15 protein-coding genes and 2 pseudogenes are annotated in these 19494 nt (G+C 37.4%); 8 read left to right on the top strand and 9 right to left on the bottom strand.

All coding sequences use genetic code 11. The features are described from left to right. Nucleotides 1-505: 505 nt before the first annotated feature. Both FTU92_RS12205 and FTU92_RS12200 read left to right on the top strand, forming a co-directional pair. A complete protein-coding gene (locus FTU92_RS12205; protein ID WP_179994476.1) occupies nt 506-1078 on the top strand; it encodes a LexA family transcriptional regulator in 573 nt (190 codons plus the stop codon). Then, nucleotides 1075-2373 carry a Y-family DNA polymerase gene (locus FTU92_RS12200; protein ID WP_179994477.1) on the top strand — a complete coding sequence of 433 codons (1299 nt, stop codon included), beginning with the start codon at nt 1075-1077 and terminating at the stop codon, nt 2371-2373. Before FTU92_RS12205 ends, FTU92_RS12200 begins: the two co-directional genes overlap by 4 nt. Before the next feature lie 253 nt (nt 2374-2626). Here FTU92_RS12200 and xseB read toward each other — a convergent pair whose 3' ends face one another. Both xseB and xseA read right to left on the bottom strand, forming a co-directional pair. After that, entirely contained in the window at nt 2627-2821 is a 195-nt protein-coding gene (gene xseB, locus FTU92_RS12195; protein ID WP_001058302.1) for an exodeoxyribonuclease VII small subunit, read from the bottom strand. Beyond that, on the bottom strand, nt 2811-4079 hold the full coding sequence (gene xseA / locus FTU92_RS12190; RefSeq protein ID WP_179994478.1) for an exodeoxyribonuclease VII large subunit: 1269 nt from the start codon (nt 4077-4079) through the stop codon (nt 2811-2813). Before xseA ends, xseB begins: the two co-directional genes overlap by 11 nt. 216 nt (nt 4080-4295) lie before the next feature. Between xseA and FTU92_RS12185 the strand changes: the two genes are divergently transcribed. Together FTU92_RS12185 and FTU92_RS12180 are read left to right on the top strand one after the other, a co-directional pair. Next, nucleotides 4296-5600 (top strand): type II toxin-antitoxin system HipA family toxin, encoded by a 1305-nt coding sequence (locus FTU92_RS12185; RefSeq protein ID WP_096902800.1) that lies wholly within the window; start codon nt 4296-4298, stop codon nt 5598-5600. Next, nucleotides 5593-5871, top strand: a complete 279-nt coding sequence (locus tag FTU92_RS12180; protein ID WP_000361155.1) for a helix-turn-helix domain-containing protein — start codon at nt 5593-5595, stop codon at nt 5869-5871. Before FTU92_RS12185 ends, FTU92_RS12180 begins: the two co-directional genes overlap by 8 nt. Before the next feature lie 116 nt (nt 5872-5987). Here the strand turns inward: FTU92_RS12180 and FTU92_RS12175 are convergent, their stop codons facing one another. Then, the gene (locus tag FTU92_RS12175; protein WP_096902802.1) at nt 5988-6185 is read right to left on the bottom strand and encodes a hypothetical protein; all 198 of its coding nucleotides are present in this window, start codon (nt 6183-6185) and stop codon (nt 5988-5990) included. A gap of 207 nt (nt 6186-6392) precedes the next feature. On the opposite strand from FTU92_RS12175, the pseudogene FTU92_RS12170 reads away from it, so the two are divergent. Next, a pseudogene (locus FTU92_RS12170) lies at nt 6393-7549 on the top strand (IS4 family transposase). Nucleotides 7550-7592: 43 nt separating this feature from the next. Here FTU92_RS12170 and FTU92_RS12165 read toward each other — a convergent pair. Both FTU92_RS12165 and FTU92_RS12160 read right to left on the bottom strand, forming a co-directional pair. Continuing rightward, a complete protein-coding gene (locus FTU92_RS12165; RefSeq protein WP_096902794.1) occupies nt 7593-7895 on the bottom strand; it encodes a helix-turn-helix domain-containing protein in 303 nt (100 codons plus the stop codon). Then, a pseudogene (locus FTU92_RS12160) lies at nt 7888-8245 on the bottom strand (type II toxin-antitoxin system RelE/ParE family toxin). The gene FTU92_RS12165 and the pseudogene FTU92_RS12160 overlap by 8 nt, the downstream one beginning before the upstream one ends. A 785-nt stretch (nt 8246-9030) precedes the next feature. Between FTU92_RS12160 and FTU92_RS12155 the strand changes: the two are divergent. After that, nucleotides 9031-10599, top strand: coding sequence for an ATP-binding cassette domain-containing protein (locus FTU92_RS12155; protein ID WP_159124549.1), 1569 nt, complete (start codon nt 9031-9033; stop codon nt 10597-10599). 219 nt (nt 10600-10818) lie between these two features. On the opposite strand, the gene FTU92_RS12150 is transcribed toward FTU92_RS12155, so the two are convergent. Then, nucleotides 10819-11370 (bottom strand): plasmid replication DNA-binding protein, encoded by a 552-nt coding sequence (locus tag FTU92_RS12150; RefSeq protein ID WP_176538539.1) that lies wholly within the window; start codon nt 11368-11370, stop codon nt 10819-10821. A gap of 1828 nt (nt 11371-13198) precedes the next feature. Then, nucleotides 13199-13408, bottom strand: coding sequence for a hypothetical protein (locus tag FTU92_RS12145; RefSeq protein ID WP_180096314.1), 210 nt, complete (start codon nt 13406-13408; stop codon nt 13199-13201). A 446-nt stretch (nt 13409-13854) separates the two neighbouring features. On the opposite strand from FTU92_RS12145, the gene FTU92_RS12140 reads away from it, so the two are divergent. Next, a complete protein-coding gene (locus FTU92_RS12140; protein WP_180038273.1) occupies nt 13855-15153 on the top strand; it encodes a hypothetical protein in 1299 nt (432 codons plus the stop codon). A gap of 59 nt (nt 15154-15212) precedes the next feature. Here the strand turns inward: FTU92_RS12140 and FTU92_RS12135 are convergent, their stop codons facing one another. Beyond that, nucleotides 15213-16109, bottom strand: coding sequence for a replication initiation protein (locus FTU92_RS12135; RefSeq protein ID WP_257218822.1), 897 nt, complete (start codon nt 16107-16109; stop codon nt 15213-15215). Nucleotides 16110-17351: 1242 nt separating this feature from the next. Between FTU92_RS12135 and FTU92_RS12130 the strand changes: the two genes are divergently transcribed. Then, nucleotides 17352-17963 carry a recombinase family protein gene (locus tag FTU92_RS12130; RefSeq protein WP_004740252.1) on the top strand — a complete coding sequence of 204 codons (612 nt, stop codon included), beginning with the start codon at nt 17352-17354 and terminating at the stop codon, nt 17961-17963. A gap of 534 nt (nt 17964-18497) precedes the next feature. Here the strand turns inward: FTU92_RS12130 and repM are convergent. Next, nucleotides 18498-19412, bottom strand: a complete 915-nt coding sequence (gene repM / locus FTU92_RS12125) for a replication initiation protein RepM (protein ID WP_180038294.1) — start codon at nt 19410-19412, stop codon at nt 18498-18500. Nucleotides 19413-19494 lie beyond the last annotated feature (82 nt).

The following is a 19494-nucleotide window of genomic DNA, read 5'->3' as shown; positions in this document are numbered from 1 at the left end:
CAAGCAGACGTGCACAGAAAACAGCGATTGAACAACGAAATCTAAATCCTGTGCTTGACTTGGAAATGTCCATATAGGACATTTCTATTTGGTTATTAGGTAGGACATTTCTACTTGGGAATAACAGCTTTTTAAATTGTGTTATAATTCCATGTGTTGATACTAGTTTTATAGCCCATTCACCCTCGAATGGGCTTTTTTTATGATTGTTCACGTTCCACGATCAATAACTGAACAATGTTCCACAGTTTTATTTAATGTTGCTGAACAATCAATGGATACCAGTAAAGCCCTTTAGGTCTTCTGTTGCTTCAAATATAAAGTCTCTACGATCAAGGATTAGACAATCTTTATTGTGTCGTCTGATTGATCTTGTGGCTTTGCTAATATCATGGCAATCCCAAGATTTGGGATAATACTTTATTAAAGAACGGACAATCTTGTTTTTATATTCTGAGTTTTCTATAATCTTAATTATGTTACATAATCAAGATTGATAATAAAAATGACGCAAAATAAGCATGGTGGTGCACGCAAAGGTTCTGGCCGTCCTTTTGTCTATAACGAACCGACCAAGGTCATTCGGGTGCCAGAGTCTCGTGTATTGGAAATCAAGAAATACCTGAAAAAAAATGACACTCCAAAGTTTAACGATATTTCCTCTATTAGATTGCTTGAGACAAAAACACATTATGAGATTCCTGTTGCTTTGCAAAAAGTGGCTGCAGGCTTCCCTTCCCCTGCTCAGGACTATATCGATAAGACCCTTGATCTAAACGAGTTTCTTATTCAAAACCAACAGGCAACCTTTATCGTTGAAGTGGAATCCTTATCCATGCGTGATGCAGGGATTGATCTGAATGACAAGCTAATCGTTGACCGTAGTATTGAAGCCAAGCATGGGGATATTGTTCTGGCATTGATTGACAATGATTTTACGATTAAACGTTTGATGATTGAGGGTAATCAATGCTGGTTACAGGCGGCTAATCCTGATTTTGCTGATATCCATTTGAAAGATAATCAAACCATGCTGATTTGGGGTGTGGTTACCAGTGTGATCAAGAAGTTCAGATGAGCAGTTACGAGCGGATTTATGCCCTGATTGATATTAACAACTGCTATGTCAGTTGTGAGCGGGTATTTAATCCCAGTCTAAACAATAAACCTGTGATTGTGCTCAGCAATAACGATGGCTGTGCTGTGGCAAGAAGTAATGAAGCCAAAGCGCTGGGCATCAAAATGGGCGTTCCTCTCTTTCAAATACAAGATATTGTTCAGCAACATCAGGTCGTGGTGTTATCCAGTAACTATGCTTTATATGCTGAAATGTCCAAGCGTTTTCATTCAATTTTGGCTAGTTTTGTTGCGCCACATGAACAGGAAATCTATTCAATTGATGAGTGTTTTTTAGACCTGACCAGTTATGCACAAAATTTTGACTTAACTCAGTATGCGCATCACATGAAACAACGATTGTTGGATTGGATTGGCTTACCCGTCTCGATTGGTATCGGTCGTAGTAAAACCGAAGCCAAAATGGCCAACCATCTTGCCAAAAAAAGACAGGGTTTCAAGGGTGTGTGTAACTTACTCAATATGGATTTCCTAGATCAGGAAATGCTTTATTCAGACATTGAGGTCGGTGAAGTTTGGGGCGTTGGTCGTAAGTTAGTTAAAAAACTAAATGCCATGGGAATCTATTCGGTGCTAGATTTAGTGATGCAAGATGCTCATCGCATGGCGAGCCTTTTTTCTGTGGTAATGCAAAGAACAGTATTGGAGCTGCAAGGTGTTTCTTGTATGCAGTTAGATGATGCCCCTCCCCCCAAACAGCAAATCATAGCAAGTCGTTCATTTGGTGAAAAAGTTACCGAGCTAGATGATCTCAAAGAGGCTATGGGCAAATATGTACAGGATGCAGTCATACGTTTACGAGCAGACGCTTCCTTATGTGGATGTGTCATTGCTTTTGTGCAATCGAATCCTTTTGATTCAAAGGTTCCCTATTACAGTAAATCGTTGGCTTTTGAGTTTCCTGAACCGACGGATTGTGTTTTGGATCTGATTAAAACAGCCATGCAACTGCTGGAACACATTTATAAATCTGACGTGAAATATAAAAAGTGTGGTGTAATTCTGACGGATTTAATTGCTAAGCAGCGCTTTACTCCTGACCTGCTGACAGACCACAGCCAGCGTGAAAGTAATGAAAGCCTCATGCAGACTTTAGAAGCGGTAAAGGCGAGATATGGGAAAACTAAATTAGCTGTTGGCAGCTGCTACTTACCACAACGAAAGTGGTCAATGAACCGTACTCATTTGACCCAGAACTATTTTAGCTGGCAGGGATTATTAAAGATCGGCCATTAAATTCATTAGCCCCACCTATTTGGTTTAAGTCAGCTTAATGAAGAACTCGACACATAAGCCGACACAGGCTTGATCTTCAGTCAACCATTTAACAACGTAAGTATGTTGTTTGGGATCCATGTAACACCTATAGAGGAAAAGGTGGTTAGTAATAAAACTCTGCTCAAGCAAATTTATTGGGTTAACTGTCAGTTTTCACCATCTCATGTCCTTTATTTCTAGAACATTCTAGACTTTTCTCGACCTAGAATTTTTATTCTTTAAAGGTGTCATTCAACGCCTGTTGCACAGCATCAATACGTAACTTACAGGCTTTATAGGCAGTCATGGACTCTTCAACGATCGCCATCAGGTTATCAATATCCGGTTCTTCCTGAGATTCAAGAAATTCGGCATTTTTCTTGAGAATTTCATAACCTTTCTTGAAACTTAGTTCTTCATTGTTCATGTGCGTTTACCTGTGTCACGGTGGCATCAATGGTGCCATCCTTAAGTTCAATCTGTAATTCCTGGTCAGTAATCTGCTGGATGGAACGGATAGCTTTGCCTTGGCTACGGACAATTGCATAGCCCTTGGCCATCACATTACGAGGATTCTGTAGCAAGGTTTCCCTCATCAATGACTCCACCTGCTGTGAAGCTAGTTTAATCTGTTGTTGAGCAAGATACTGAGTATCACTTTTAAGCATATCAACGCTACGCTGGGCTTCATTGATCTGGTTCTGTGTCAGAGTTTTGATAGTTTTCAGATACTGATCACTCTGGCTCTGGTAGGTGATCAACTGGTGCTGTGACAGTAGCTTGATGGTCTGCAAAGCAGTACTAACTTCATTGACTCGCTCCACAATCAGGTTACGGATCCCTGCGATCACTTTACTCGGGGTATCAAAGGAACGGTGTGCAATTTCATCCAAAATAGTGCGGTCTTTCTCGTGGCCAATACCGACCCAGATCGGCACAGTTCTTTTACACAGCAGTGCGGCCAGATCATAATCATTCAGGTAAGCTAGGTCATTCACGGCTCCGCCTCCACGGATGATCACAATAAGGTCTGGTGCTATCGAGTAATCTTGAGCCCACTGTCTTAAGGCACTACCCAAAACCTGAATGATGCTGGCAGAAGCCGTATTACCCTGAAAAGTTGCTGAATGATAAACGAAATGACAGACACCAGCCTGAGCCAGGGCATCCGCATCTTTTTTAAAGTCACCTAACCCTGCAGCATTTTCCGGTGCAATGACCAAGACATTCTGAATATCAAAGGGTACCGGCAACTGTTTATTGTTATTGAGCAGGCCTTCCTCAGTCAGTCGCAGCAGAATCTGCTGATAGCGTTTGGCGATGTCTCCTAGAGTAAAGCTAGAGTCGATATCTTCGATATTGACCGAGAAGCCATATTGCGGATCAAATCTAGCTTTGACCTTGATCAGTACATTCAGGTCTTTCGACAGTTCAATACCACTTTCTCGTTCAAACTTTAGAATTATTTTTTGTGCCGTAAATTTCCAAATGGTGCCTTTACAACTAGCGATCACCTTATGGCTTTCTTCATCTTTCTCAGCCAACTCAAGATAATAGTGACCGCCTTTAATACTTAAATTACGGATCTCAGCCTTGACCCACACTGCCCCATCAAAAGTCAGCTGGATGACTTCCTGTACAGTGGCAAGGTATTCACTAAGGCTGAGTTGTTGACGTTCTGACATGATGTAAAGGATAGCTAAAATATAAGGAGGTAAGATTTAACCCAATATTGATCAATTCTACTGCAAATCAGATGAGTTTATTGCAATTTTGAGAAATGTATAAGTTCTTCTTAGACACCTAGAGTGATCATTGAGATTTTTAGTTTAATTATACTTTTATATTAAAATAGATATATAATCAATAAAATCATTATATTTTACTATTTTAATAAAATTATGAAGCAATACTGTACACTGCAAATCTACCAAGACTATGAATGGCATGACTGTGCTTTGGTTGAGGTTACGGATGATCAAAATGCTGGATGGCAGGCAGCTACACGTACATCATATTTGTTCGAATATGCTATTTCATATATGGATCTAAGAGATGGTCATGCGCTTGCTTATGACTTACCGGTGAACGTCCAAAATAGATTGGAATCAACTTGGCCAGCATTTCTTATGGATCTATTACCTCAAGGATACGGTCGCAAAGAATTACTAAGACAGCTTGATTTTTCTGAGAATGTTCAGGAACAAGCGGACTGGGCGCTTTTAAAAGCAGGCGCAGGAAATCCAATTGGGAATCTGCGAGTCAAAGAGGCTCATGAGTGGTTACAGAGTCATTTCCCAAAGCTGCAAAATCAGGGATTTAGCCTAAGCAAAATTATTGAACGTAAAGAGAAGTTTATTGAATCGCTCGCATCTTATGGACTTTTTATTGCCGGTTCATCTGGTATTCAGGGTGAGTGGCCAAAATTGTTGTTAACACAAGGTTATGATGATCTTTTCTATCTAGATCATACTCTTCCAGATGATCAAGTTAAGCAGCATTGGTTGGTTAAATTTAGCCGCGGCAGTGATCAAAATTTGAATAAAATCCTGATGAACGAAGCTTTGTATATGAAAGTCGCTCAGTACTTGCAACTACGTGTACACCGGGATCTTGAGCTACATGGCAAGACTTTGTTTATTCCAAGATTTGATCGCAAAGTAATTAATGGCAAAGTTGAAAGAATTGCTCAGGAAAGCCTTGCATCTCTAGGTGGGAAGGCGGGCTTTGGGGTTAGAATGACCCATAATCAAATATGTACCCTGCTTATGGAGGCTTGTACCGAACCAAAGCAGGAAGTATTTGAGTATTTGAAGCGTGATCTCGCAAATGTTGCCTTAGGCAATAAAGATAACCATACTCGCAATACAGCAATCCAACGCTTCAATAATGGTAAAATTCAGCTCACACCATTATTTGATTATGCGCCAATGTGGTTACATCCTGATGGTATTGCACGTACTACTCGTTGGGAAAGAGATGATCATGGTGGTATGCCACTTTTGAGTTCTGTGATTGAGCAGATAGCTGAAAGCACTTCGATTGATCCACAAGAAATTAAAACTTTATTAATTGAACAGTTACCAATTTATCGGGGACTGTTAGAAAAGATGCAGGCTCTTCAAGTAGCGGATGAAATTCTGGAAAATAGCCAATATCGAATAATCAATATTTGCCAGCAGTTGGAGGAGATCAGCCATGGATAAACGTTTTAAACCATTGACCCCTATTCAACAAATGGAAAAAAGACTATCTGTGCTTGAAACCATCAATAATCATCCAGACTGGTCTTTTTATCAAGTTGCTCGATTTATTCGAACAGAGCTACATTTAACACTGAATGATATGGCTAAAATTACTAAGATTGCGCCACAGACACTGCAAAAAATGGAGCAACCAGGGAGCAATCCTACTTTGAAATCCATGCAGAAATTACTCGATACTTTCGGTTTACAATTACAAATAAAAGTTAAATGATTTTTAATTCTGAGCCATCGGTTTTTCTAAAATCTTATCCGTTTAAGGATACAAAGAGGAAATAAACAGGCTCTAGGTTGTTTTATGATTATTTTTAGACAAACGACTCCAAAACCTTATGTAGCAAGGGTTTTGTCTCTACAGTAATTAATTTGTTTTTGAAAAAATGGAGTAGAGTGTTTGAAATATGAATAATCGAATTCGGTTTCTGTAAGCACAGTAATTTCATCTGCATGTGCTTTATATTCATCTATATTTTCGAGTAATTCATCCTCTGAGAATGGGAGTTTTTTTTGATTTTCAGTGTCGTTCATAGAGTCATATCCTGAGAAGTTATTTAGATCATCATAAACCAGACATTTTTAATGGTGAGAATACAGACACTTTAAATGGTTTCTAACACAAAAAAGGGAGCTTATAGCTCACTGCTGTCCCATAGTTTGATTTAAATAAAAAAACCTGAGTCTGAATCGTTAAAATATAAGTGCGAACCAACACTTTAACGACCAAGGACTCAGGTTTTGTCATATCAGAATACCGTATTTCATCAATTGATTAAACCCATACTCCGACAAGATTTTGAACGTCTTGTTCAAATACATCATGTCGGTCAGAAATTTAGAGCCGCTTCAAGATGGGATCAGTTCATTGCCATACTGATGTCTCAACTTTCCTGCAGACAAAGTCTGCGGGATATTCAATCTAATCTAGAGTGTCAACAAGAAAAGCTGAATGCTCTCGGAGCAAAGTCTATCACCCTCGCAGTACACTGGCTCGAATCAATCAGGAACAGCCTGCAGCCTTGTATGAACAGCTATTTTACACCTTGCTTAAATCTTATGAACACTCAAAAGTAGCTCATAAATTCCGCTTTAAGAATCCCTTATATTCCCTGGATGCCAGCCATATTGATCTGTCATTTTCCTTATGTGAATGGGCCAAAGTGCATGAATCCAAAGCCAGCATGAAACTTAGCGTTGGCTTAAATTACAGCAATACCATTCCTGAATTTGTGGCGCTTGGGGATGGCATTGAAAATGATATGGTACAAGGCAGAGCATTCAAATTTCCTGCTGGCAGTATTGTCGTATTTGACAAAGGATATATTGATTATCAATGGTTTGCCCAATTGACTCATCAAAAGGTCAGTTTTGTCACCCGATTGCGCCCAAAGACAGTTTATCAAGTGAAATCTAGCCGCAGCGTATTAGCATCTAAAGGTATTATTGCGGATGAATGGATTGAATTAAGTAGTGCTTATGCAAAGAAAAGAGGTGCTCCCAAATTATTAAGACGTATAGAATTTTATGATACCGATAAGAACAGGACGTTTGAGTTTCTGAGTAATAACTTTCATCTGGCAGCATTAACGATTGCTGCAATTTATAAAGACCGTTGGAAAGTGGAGCTGTTCTTTAAAGCACTTAAACAGAATTTAAAATTAAAGTCATTTCTAGGCCGAAGCCGTAATGCCATACAAACTCAAATTTGGATCGCGTTAATCGCCTATTTGCTGGTGAGTTTCGCTCAACATCTGGGGAAAGAAGGCTGGACAGTGCAGCGCTTACTCAGAATCATTCAAGTGAATTTGTTTGAAAGAAAAACGTTAAAAGCTTTATTCTCACCCGATAAAATCCCCATTAAACAAGAGGAAGCTTATTTAAGCTTCCTCTTGTGAAAAATTGTGGGACAGCAGTGGCTTATAGCTACCTTTTTTATCGTTACACATTAAATCCTATATGTTTTCCTGTTGGAAGCTCCACATCAATACGGAGCTTACCACCCATTGCCTCAACATACTTTTTCATGGTTGAAATCTTTAAATCATTACCACGATTTTCAATTGCTGAAAGTGATGGCTGTTTTATTCCCAAAGTTTCAGCAAGTTCTTTTTGGGAAATCTCTAACTCTTCTCGAATAAGATGGAGCTGAGTCTCTAACAGTAGCTCATCAGCCATTTTTTTAATACGTGCTTGGCTCTCTGGAGAGCGACTAACCAATAATTCCTGTAAGGTTTTAGCCATTAGATTGTTCTCCTAGGGTTGAGAGATGAAGTTCGTATTGCTGTTCTGCAATGTCCAGCATCTCTTTTATAGAAACGCTTTTTACCGCCTTTATCACCGATGCAAAGCACAATGGCCTGTCGTAATGGATCAAATGCAAAAAAGGCTCTAAGTGGTTTACCTCTATGCTGAACGCGTAGCTCTTTCATATTGGTAAATTTAGAGTCATACACGGTATCCACTAAAGGGCGACCTAAGCTAGGTCCCTGCTGCTGTAGAACGACCAAAGCTGCGAGGACTTTCTCTTGTGTTGATTCATCTTGCTGCTCAAGCCACTCATTAAACAGATCTGTTGTGATGACTGTCCACATATCACAACCAAAATATAGATTATAGTCTATATTTTATAGTGAACTTAGTCAGTTTTCAAATGGTAATAAAAAACCCCGACATCCTGTCGGGGTTTTTCGTGTTTGGTTGCAAGGTATAACTTCTGTCGTACCTAACCATCCTTGTGCTGATCTTTCTTATTCTTGTTGTTTGGAGCTTCCTGCTTTCCTTGACTACATCATAAGAAATAAAGCTTTGATCAGCTAGAAGCAGATTCCTTAAATTACTGTACGTCAAAGCGTACAAAAATGGCTTAAAAATAGCCCCAGAGTTATCCCCATAAATTGTGGATTTTTTTCAGGTTGAAAGCCTTATAGATTGTAGGTGATTTTCTGTTTTGAGTGTTTTTTGAGCAAAAATGTTGGCAAAAAATATCAAAACCGCTCATAAAAAAGCCGACTTGTTTCAAAATCGGCTTTTTGTGCATTTTTAGATTTTTCTGGTTTTATTAAGTATCTGATATTTATATTAATATACAAGTGTATTGCGTATAACCACCATTATGTTAAATAACTTTTAGAAGCTTTAGTACAAGCTTGACAGATTGTCTTATCATTATAAAATAACCTTATTCAAATCATCCTCCCAAGAGTAACGCCAATGAAGTAAGTCATTTTCTCATCATTATTTTTAAACTTTTGATGTGCAAAATAGATTCTACTTGTGGCTATATATTCTTGGTCTCTACTTTATATCCTAAATAATATATTGTTTTTTATAAGTTAATCTTCACTATTTTGCATATCCTCTACATGAGGAATTTTTTATGCAACATGCATGTATTGCTTCAAACTTAAATTTAGAATTTTCTACACAGAAAATGTTTGATCAGCTAAACATTACGCTTTTATCAGGACAGGTTTCTGCATTAATTGGACGTAATGGTTTAGGTAAATCCCTATTGTTCAGAATATTAGATCAAAGCCAAGCTTTAGATATTCATTATAGTGGTCAAGTTTCATGGAATATCCAACATGATTATTTGGCACAATTAGAACGCCTTAATGCTGAAAATATTGCACAAGCATTAGAGGTAGATCATTTACATCATGCTTTTCGGCGTATAGAGAACAATACAGCTAGTTTTGATGATTATGAGTTAGTTGAAAATACCTGGGATTTACCACAAAAATGGCAAAATATACTTGAAAATGCTGACTTACCTACGGATTTGAACTTTCCAACAGAAAAACTGAGTGAAGGACAAAAAACAAAGCTGGCTTTATGTCGTTTGTTTTTAAAAAAGGATCACTATCTACTTTTAGATGAACCAAGCAACCATTTAGACTCAACATCTAGACAATGGTTAATTGAGAGTATTTTGGCACACCCTAGTGGTGTATGCCTGATTAGTCATGATCGCCAATTACTCAATCAAGTCCAACATATTTATGCTTTAACTGAATTAGGCTTACAACACTACAAAGGTAATTATGAGCATTACATTCAACAGCATCAGCTACACATGGATGCATTAACTCAGTCTATTAATAATGAGAAAAAAGAATTAAAGCAGTTAAAACAACGGCAACATGATAGCTTAATGAAAGCGAATAAACGTCAATCTAAAGGCAATGAACTTCGTGATTCTAATTCTCAAGCAAAGATTTTTCTAGATTTCAAAAAGGAAAATGCTGGACAAAGCTTAGGTAAGCTACGTGCCCAACAAACTCGACAAACTGATGATTTGAAAAATAGTCTGATTAATAGGCAGACCATTGTAGAAAAAATCAAAGCTCAGAAGTTTGAATTCCACTTACAGAGTACGAAGCAAGGAGAGATTTTAAGAATTCATGATTTAAAGCTACCCCATACAGCAACAAATAAAATTAATTTTGCATTGAAAGCTGGCGAAAAAATCCATCTTAAAGGTGCTAATGGAATTGGTAAATCAACCTTATTGAAATTGATTTCTACCCATCAACGTGATGATATTTTCTTTAGTGGAACATGTTTGTATTTAGATCAAAACTTTAGTTTATTAAATAATGATTTATCCGTAATCGAAAACCTTGCACTTTATAACTCCAATCTTACTGAAGTTGAGTGGAGAAATTTGTTAGGTCAGTTACGTATTCGTCGTGAAAAAGCTTTATTAAAACTATCAGAACTGAGTGGTGGTGAAAAATTGAAAGTCGCATTATTAGCAATGAGTCACTATCCTGATGGTATTGATTTATTATTGCTTGATGAACCAGAAAATCATTTAGATATTGAGTCTAGAGAGCTTCTATCGCAGGCTATTAGCCAATATCAGGGCGCTGTAATTTTAGTTTCACATGATCATTTTTTTGTTGAACAGTGTGAAATATCTGAAGAGTATTTAATTGAGTAAAATGACATTTTCAAATATATAGATTTATTAGTTCTACTAAAATTAACATAATACACGTTATACGAAATGCTCTAAATTATTTGTTTTAATTCAATAGTTTATTTCGTATTGAAAAGCCCAATCACACCCGATTGGGCTTTTTTATGGATTCTTCACGTTCCACGATCAATAACTGAGCAATGTTCCACGGTTTTATTCATTTTAATTAAATAATTTTGGTTAATCATAGGGTCTAAAAAAACGGCTCCAAAAGCCCCTTTTCTCAGGCTCTGGAATCCGCTTATTTTCTTTTTCAACCAAAGTAGTCAATCCGTCATCTTTAGGCTGAGTTTGGATCTCGGCTTCTACTGGAGCTTCTTCTTTGGCTAATTCAACCGTTTCTTGAGGTGCAGCAGCAGGTGTTGGATCTTCTACTTTTGGCGGTTTTGGGGCTTCCAGTAGACGTTGCATAGCTTCGATTTGTTCCTGATAGAACGATTCACGTTCTAGCGATTGATTTTCTCTCAGCACTGCCTGATTTAACTGTTTTTCCAGTATGTCAACTTGACGTTTTAGTAAGTCAACTTCTGTCAAGTTTTGACTGTTAATTGATTGACTTTGATTGACACTAGTCTCTTTTTTTTGTGGTTCCCCAAAAACTCTTAAGGCTTCTGTAAAGTCAATTAAACCATCAGATCCTTTAGATAAATTTCCTTTGTTTATATGTGCATATATGGCCTGTCTTGAATATCCGTAAAGCTTGGCCAACTCTGAAACTGACAGTTTTTTCATTATGTAAACCAGTTTTCAACCTGTGTTAATACTTGACTGTTAACTTAACAATTTCAATTAACAATGTCATTTAAATCTTACTTTTCTGATCTGAGTAAAAGAATTAACTCCTTAACACTTTAAATCACCCTCATTTGCTCTGTATTGGATTTTTATAGACATTCCCCCTTTATAGATCCATAGGTTTTAAAAAGTAGCTTAAAACGCAAATGGTGGAGTTTTATCAGGGGGTAGGGTTTTCGAATAATTTTTTCAATGTGGTTTCAATACGATTCAAATAAGCAAAAAAAACCGCAATTCATTGCTGAATTGCGGTTCCGAAAAATTTCTTCTATCCAAACCTATGTGTGTTTTTAAAGTCTGGTAGGTTTTTTCTTGCTAACAGGTGCCATATTCGGATCTGCCACACAATTCACAGTCCCAACATTTTTTTATCTGCCAACGTCTTGGATCAGACCTGCCCTGTTGCCAGTAGCTACCCGAAGAACGCTATATCATTTTTGAGAGGAAGTGAATATCTGTGAGTGAATTATTTTTTATCTCATGGAAATAGAAAAGACCGTACTACAAAGGTGCAGTACGGTCTTTAAAAAATGATAAAACAATAGATCTCTCTATGTGTTTAGAATTAATCAATTCACTTGAGAAAGTGAGTGGATTAATTTGATGAAATGTTAATTTAATCAAGATTTTAATCTTGGATGTATTGATTAGAGGGATGGATAGAAAGTTGGTGACTAATCAACAAAAAATCGTTCCATAATTAATACTGTTAAATTTTACAGTTCGTTGGATAGTCCTCGTAAAGCTGAGGATTGCTACACAGAATATGTGTGGATTCCACTCTGCCATCTCTGACAGTTCATCTATTTAACGAAAAGGTAAAGCCGATGAATAACTCTCTCATGCTTACAGGACTGAGATCCTGATGATTTTATTACCTAAAATCATAAAGGTCTGAACGAGGAAGCGTCAGACTTTGCTTGTAAGACAAGCGACTACGTTTGCTTTTTTTGCAAGTACCAAAGAAATACCATTTCATACTCGATTAAAGATCTACCAAATCTTAATTTGAGCATTTCAAAACCACCTATTTTGAAATTGGTTACTTGCAGTCCTTCTTTTGCTTTTTCACTACACACACGCTCGAGTTTTCGTCCTACTGACTTGTACGATTTTTGTCTATCTTGTTGTAAAACTACTAAAACCAAGATAGTTAACGCATTCGCCAATAATAGTGGGTTTCGCCCCCGCCTACTCTCCCGATCTCCCGATGGATAAATGATCCTTTGCTTGCTTTGCGTCAAATGAAGACATTCGCAAGAATTAAAATCAAAACTGTTTTTCTTAGCTTTTGACTAAAAAAATCAACTGTAGTGGCTATTATGAAAAATCATAACTACAGTCACAGCTCCATCTTCCACACTTACACCAAAATCTACTATGTACCCTTCGGATAGCTTATAGCCCTTAATTCCACTCCCCGATCAATCAACTGATCTTCGATTTCCCCTGTCGTCGTTCCGTAAACAGGCTTGGCAAGAATTAAAAACAAAGTTATATCCCCTTGATACCCACTCGCACCCCTACACTACAAACAACGTAGTGCTTAGGTTCTGCTAGAGTTGAGCTATTCGTGCTGATTGTGTCTTTCCACACAACCAAAAAGTTTCGACCTAATGATGATCATCTACTTTCCACAGATCCCCGAGCTTCTGCTCTTTCACTGTGACACTCCCTCTCGTGGCATTGCATCTGCGGTTAATTTCCCTACAGAAACACGGCTGAATCGACAATAAATCAATTGTCTACAGCTTCGATTATGGTTTCATGGTCGCCCAAGTACCAACCACCATTCGCACAAAGGCATTGGTGGCTCATTTCTACCTAATTGGAACGGATAGAAAAAAGGCTGACACGCAACACCATCAAAGATGATATTGCGCTGACACCTTTTAGCCCCCTTCGTTTGCGATACCGAGCCATTTGGCATGGCAGTACGCTTCACGCTGAGGTAGATCGTATTCGTTCGATACATACAGGTCGCCAACCTGCATGCCAAAAAAGCAATGAATTTAGAAGTTAGTCAGACTCCCAAAACATTTTTACAAAGAAGAAAAAAGCAAAGGGAGTTGGTAGCTCCCTGTTGAACAAAGAGCTAGACCTAACTTCTAAAAAAGAAGAACCAATTTTTAAAGAATACGGTTTAACAAGCCGAATTTATCACCCTATTCAGGGCGGGGCAATCAGAGTTTCATCAAATTACAGGAACGACTTGATTACACCCTGATTGCCCCGCCACGAAGCTTCGCTTCGTAAGAAAAGCCAGCTTCGCTGACTTTTCTTTTTAAAATCCTTGCTTTGCAAGGATTTGTTTTTAAATGTAAATTTATTAAAAAAAGTAATACCTGAAATTTTTTAAATTATTACATTTCCACTATTACACCTTTTTAATTTTTTATTGCTTGGTGAGCAAATGGGGAAATGAAAGTGATTTTTTACACCACTTCAAACAAATTTTTTATGTCAGCAATTTTGAATTGCGTCAGCAAAGGAAAAGCGACTTTCTATCGAAAAATATTTATCGATATTGACCAAGCTGAGAAAGGAATTGCTAGTTTAATTAAGCGGTACAATGTTGGTTTAGGTTCTGCGACACACAATAAAAATTTTGCCTGTAATGGACACCTTGTTATTCAGTACAACCAAAATTTAAGGCAAAAAAGACAGGTCATTATTTGTATTTTGATTACTCTCCCTCAAGAAATTAGGGATATTTCCCTGCTGTATCAAAAACTCGTTGCAGATCTACAAGTTGAGCCTGCACCAACTCCACGGAAAAGGAAAAACCTTGCGATTTCTTATCAGAAAGCCTTTATAAAAAAAGATTTCAAGGAAAGGGATGGATCAGAAAATCGGGAAGAATTTCACAGCTTAGAGCATGAAAAACAAAGAATTTATATCTACAATGCCGATTCAGTTGTGAAGTTAGAACTTAAAAAATCGGATTATCCTAAAGCTAAGGTGCAACAGATGCAGAGATATGCAGATGAGCAGGCTTTAAAACATGGTAAACCGCCTAGAAAAATCAGTAGATCTCGATGGACTTGGCATCTTACGCCTGTTTATATGGATTTAATATTTTCTGTAGCCAAAGTTGAGATTGATAAAAAGATATTGATTAAAAAGGATTTAATTAAAAAAACGATTACTCAATCAAAAGCGAATATGCCGACTAAGGATGTGATGAAGCGTCAAGCAAGGTTAGAGCCTTCTGAGTACCGTGAAGCGATTTCTAATGTAGCTTTCATGGTTGACACCATTCCCATGTTTGGCGGTACTTTGGCTGATGTAGGGCAAGTGATACAGAAACTTGAGAAGCAATTCAATCGAGGGCAAGCACATAAAGCTAAAGGGGCTTGGGCTACTCAGAAAAAAGTACATTTGCCGATCACAGAAGCCTTTGATATTCAGCGTTTAAAAAAAGAAGCATCTTATTCGACCCGTATCGATTGGAAGTATCATTCCTTTGCCGAGTTGTATGAAGCTGTTGAAACCTTTGCAGATCGTGAAGATATGGACGAGAAGTATAAGCAAAAAAGAGAAGAAGACATTTTAAAATTTTATGAAAAAGGACAAGCTCGAATTGCAAGACGAACCAAACAACAGAACAATGATCGACGGTTAAAACTTAGTAAGGAACGTGTGAATCTATTGGTTCAAAAGAGGTTTTTAAAGTGGAAAGATAAAGTCCGTGGGATACATAAAAATCAAAAGCAATAGATCTGCTAACCTCACCAGGATTTTTTCAAAATCTTGGTGAGGTTAGCAGATCATCAAATTCAGCCCTTAAAGTCCGTTTCAGTCCGTAAAGCCTTGAAGATGCGTTTTGCTGTTTCTTCACGGACAGAGCTTGGATCTCGAAGGATGCTTGCAAGCCATATCGCAAAAGCTTTGTAGTCCTTATCACCTGCTAGGTCACTGATGCTGTGTACCTTTGATAAAATCGAGCTGTATGTGTTGATCTGGCTGTCAGTCATCTTGCAGAACATATCAACGGTATTTGGATCTCGACCTTCAATCGCTTTCAGCTTCGGCTTCTCCTTGACTATAAAGCGGAAGCCAACGACAGAACGCCCCGATTTTACGTTCTCGTAGGTTACGTTAATATCTGTATGTTCTGTAATTTCATCTAGTGACGGTTGAATTACACGTTTTTTTAAGTTGCTTAGGTCATTGTATGAATCGGGCACGCCTAGCTCATTTTTAAAATCTTCTAGGGATATTTCAAATTTACCCATTGCCTGAAATTTTTTAGCTAGATGATATATGTCAAAAGAATAATCCTTTTTCAATTTCAGTATGATGTCTTTTTTGTACTTGGTATAGGGATTTACCTTGTCAAACTCTTTGAGCATAAATAAGACAACTTCGGGAAAGCGAATAGCAATCCCTCCTGATTCGTAAGTGCAGTCAATTACCCAATTAGATAAGACCTTTTTGTTTTTGTCATTATGATAAGAAAAATATCTTTTAATCAATGCTTTACTTGCTTTTTCTAGCTGTGCGTATGCTGAGTGCTGTGTGATCCCACACTCTTTCGAAAAATCTTCTGCCGTGATGATAATAGCGTCTTTTTCCGTAGCATCTTGTGTACGTGCAAGAGGGCTAGAAAGAATCAAAAGGCGTTTTTCATTCACACTCATGCTTTTAAAACACTCTTGAATGTTATTTTGCATTACGACCCATGATGGAGGGTAAGTTGTTATTTTCATAAAGCTAAAATCAAAAAAGTACAATGGATACAATGTACTTAACAATAGCAATATAAGATCAGAAAGTCTATAAAAGTATACAATCTACAATGAACTTTTTATGGGTTTTTGCTCAAATTTTGAGTCCCCTATTTGTACTTTTTTTTAATAAAATGCAATCCAGTATCCGATCTACAATGTGCTTGGTTTTTGGGTTTAGATCAAAATTCGAGTCTTTTTTTGTGCTTTTTTAGCAAAACGCAACAAAGAATCTAGTTTGGAATGTACTTGGTATTGGATTTTCGCTCAAAATATACCTATATTTTTTAATTTACTCATTAAAAGTACAATATATTTATTGTACTTTTCAGTCCCTCAAAAGTACTTAGTTAGTCCCTCAAAAGTACTTTTTTAGAAGCTAAAAGTCCCTCAAAAGTACTTAGTTAGTCCCTCAAAAGTACTTTTTTAAAGTCTGAAAGCATTGATATATATGGCTTACAGGGGGGGCTAAAAGTATTTTAAAAGCTTATTAAAAGAATAAAAAGGAGCAGGGGAGTAAAAACTGCCCTATGACACTCGCCAAAGCTCGTGGCATTTTGACCTCGCTAAAGCTCGGTTTAAAGGGCAGTTTTGGGTTACTACGGTGAGAAGATTCTAAAAAAGCAAAAAAAGTGACTATGACTTCGCTTCGCTCAGGAGTTTTTTACTCGCTTTGCTCAATCTAGGAGTAAGTGCAAATAATTGATCTACTGATTTTTTGAAGCAAAGGTTTTTAAAAGCGGTTTTTCAGAGAGTTTAGACACAAATTTTGGTGTGGTCGCTCGTAGACACTCGCTCGGAATTTAGATGATACAGAAACCATCTGTCGTGATGGGAAATAATCGTATTTTGCTCTCTTTTGATCTGTGAGGTATTTTTTCTTCTTTTCTATATCCGACTACCAAAATTAATTTAAGGTGGCTTATAGCGCAAATGGTGGGGTTTTATCGATGCATTACTCCAATATCTTAACGAAAGTAAGGAACTTGCAGTACACATCAGACTAAAACAAAGAAATTCACGTTGAGTATAGAATGAACACCCAAGGCATGGCTTTTAGTCATGCTTTTTTTATCAAAAGAGTATAGCTGAATGATAGCGAGCCAAATCGCATACAGTATCTATCATTAGACTTAATGTAATAATTAAATGATAGTGTTATCATTAATCTAATAGAATTAAGATTAAATGATAGAAATGAATACACGTATTTATCTACGAGCTTCAACTAAAGATCAAGATGCAGAAAGGGCTTTGCAGATTCTTCAGGATCTAAACCAAAACTTGAATTTGGGTGAAACCATTGTGTACGTAGAAAACTATAGTGGTACGAAGTTAGACCGACCTGAATTGAATAAGCTACTGTCAGAAGCAAATCAAGGTGACACCTTGTTAGTTGAAAGTATTGACCGCTTATCACGCCTAACCCAACGAGATTTTCAAGAGCTGAAGCGCAGGATCCAGGAGAAGGGACTTCGTTTAGTCGTAGCGGATCTTCCTACTACCTACCAAATGATTCAAACCAGTGACAGCATTACTCATTCAATCCTGGAACTCATCAACAATATGTTGATTGATCTCCTGGCAACAATGGCTCGCCTAGACAATGAGAAACGTATAGAACGTATTAAGCAGGGCCTGGCACGTTCAGGTTACAAGCCAACAGGTAAGAAAGCCAATGAGGCTAAGCACAAACGAATAAAAGAATTGCTAGCAGCTGGCAATATGACTAAGGAGGAAATTGCCAAAGCAGTGAATTGTGGAGTTGCAACTGTCTATCGAGTTGCTAAAGTTATCTAAAAGCGGACATTTTTACTTTGGAGAAACCGGACATTTCTATTTTGGACTTACAACCTTTTTACGCATAATAGGTTTTATGTTAGACCTCTTGCGTTAGTCAAAATTTAATCAGTGATAAACGTTGATTTTTAAATAAATATCAAAGTCTAAAATAGTCAAAAATAATACTTTCGCAAGAGGTCTATTATCTAAAACAACCAAAATATTAATCGGAAAACACCCACCAAAAATTGTACCAGGTAGTGGATTTTTGCGGTAATGACAAAAGCATCCACTTGGGTGATATACACCAGTGTATCTGCAATAAAAAAATAAGGCAGTTTCAACTGTAAAATTGGAATATTAGGCGTCCGCCACTCATTTGCTTAAGCATTATGACTATCCACATGATATGGCATTACTGGCTACAGAAACTGTACTTGAGTAAGCAGATCACTTGGCAAAAGGACTTGCAGCCTCTGCCTAATTTCTACCACTAAATAACAACTAAAATAAAATTATATTGATTTTAAATTAGATGTATTTTAGTTGTATTTATACCTCTAAACCAAGTTCCTTAAATACCTCATTGTACTTTTGAATGAACTTCTCATCTTGTAGTTCAACCAGAAGTCTTTTCTCAAGATCAGCATAGCTTTCACCTACTGCAGCTTTTTGGCTTGCAAATGGATCATAGTGAGCCAGCTTGTTGGCAAAGAACTGAATTTGCTTATCTGAAAGCTTCTTAGGCTTCGTATGGATAACTTCCTTAGGTTGGTGCTTAGCAGTGAATGTAAATGAGAAACCGCTGATCGTACGCCCTAATTTGTGTTGTTCATAAGAAGCTGTGATATCCGTCAGTTCATTGATTTGGTTTAATGCTATATTCAGTACTCGAACCTTGAAGTTCGCCATCTTCGCATATTCACCTTCAGCTAATCCTAGCTTGAAGCGAAAGTCATCAATATCAAACATAGGTGTCTTTCCAACACTACGCCATTGAATCAGTAGCTCGTAGAGGCGAATCGCATACTTACTTGTAAGCGAACTAATTTGCTTAAGTTCATAAGCAGTGAATGACTTCTCAAGTTGAGTAATCAATGGAATGACATCTGGTGCAAAAGTGAGTTCTACGATACCTGCTGAATCCACATAAGCTATTTTGGATACCCAGCGTGATTTGACGATCTTTTCCTGTTGAGTTCCCTCATGGATACCCTTGTAACTAAATTTGCGTTCAAAGAGATTGCTAGCAGCATTTTTAAGCCCTTCATAGGCTGCGTGCTTATCAACATTGAATTGCTTCATGTAATGATGAGCATGGACCTCTAGAACACTATTCGCATCCACATTCTTGCTTAACTCTCTTGCTTGAACAATTGCCAATAAAATCAGTCTCTGTTCTGTTGTATCCAGATTATAGCTAGCATTGATTAATGCGTTATCCTTCACGACTAGATCATTTTTCACTATTGGGATCTTTTCCTTTAATTATAGTATTAGGATACATCAATTATACATGTAGACACAAGGTGGGAAAACGTAGACTTAA

It is taken from the genome of Acinetobacter sp. YH12205, from assembly GCF_013418125.1.
Classification (GTDB): Bacteria; Pseudomonadota; Gammaproteobacteria; order Pseudomonadales; family Moraxellaceae; genus Acinetobacter; species Acinetobacter towneri.
This window is presented reverse-complemented; position numbering and strand designations above follow the sequence as displayed.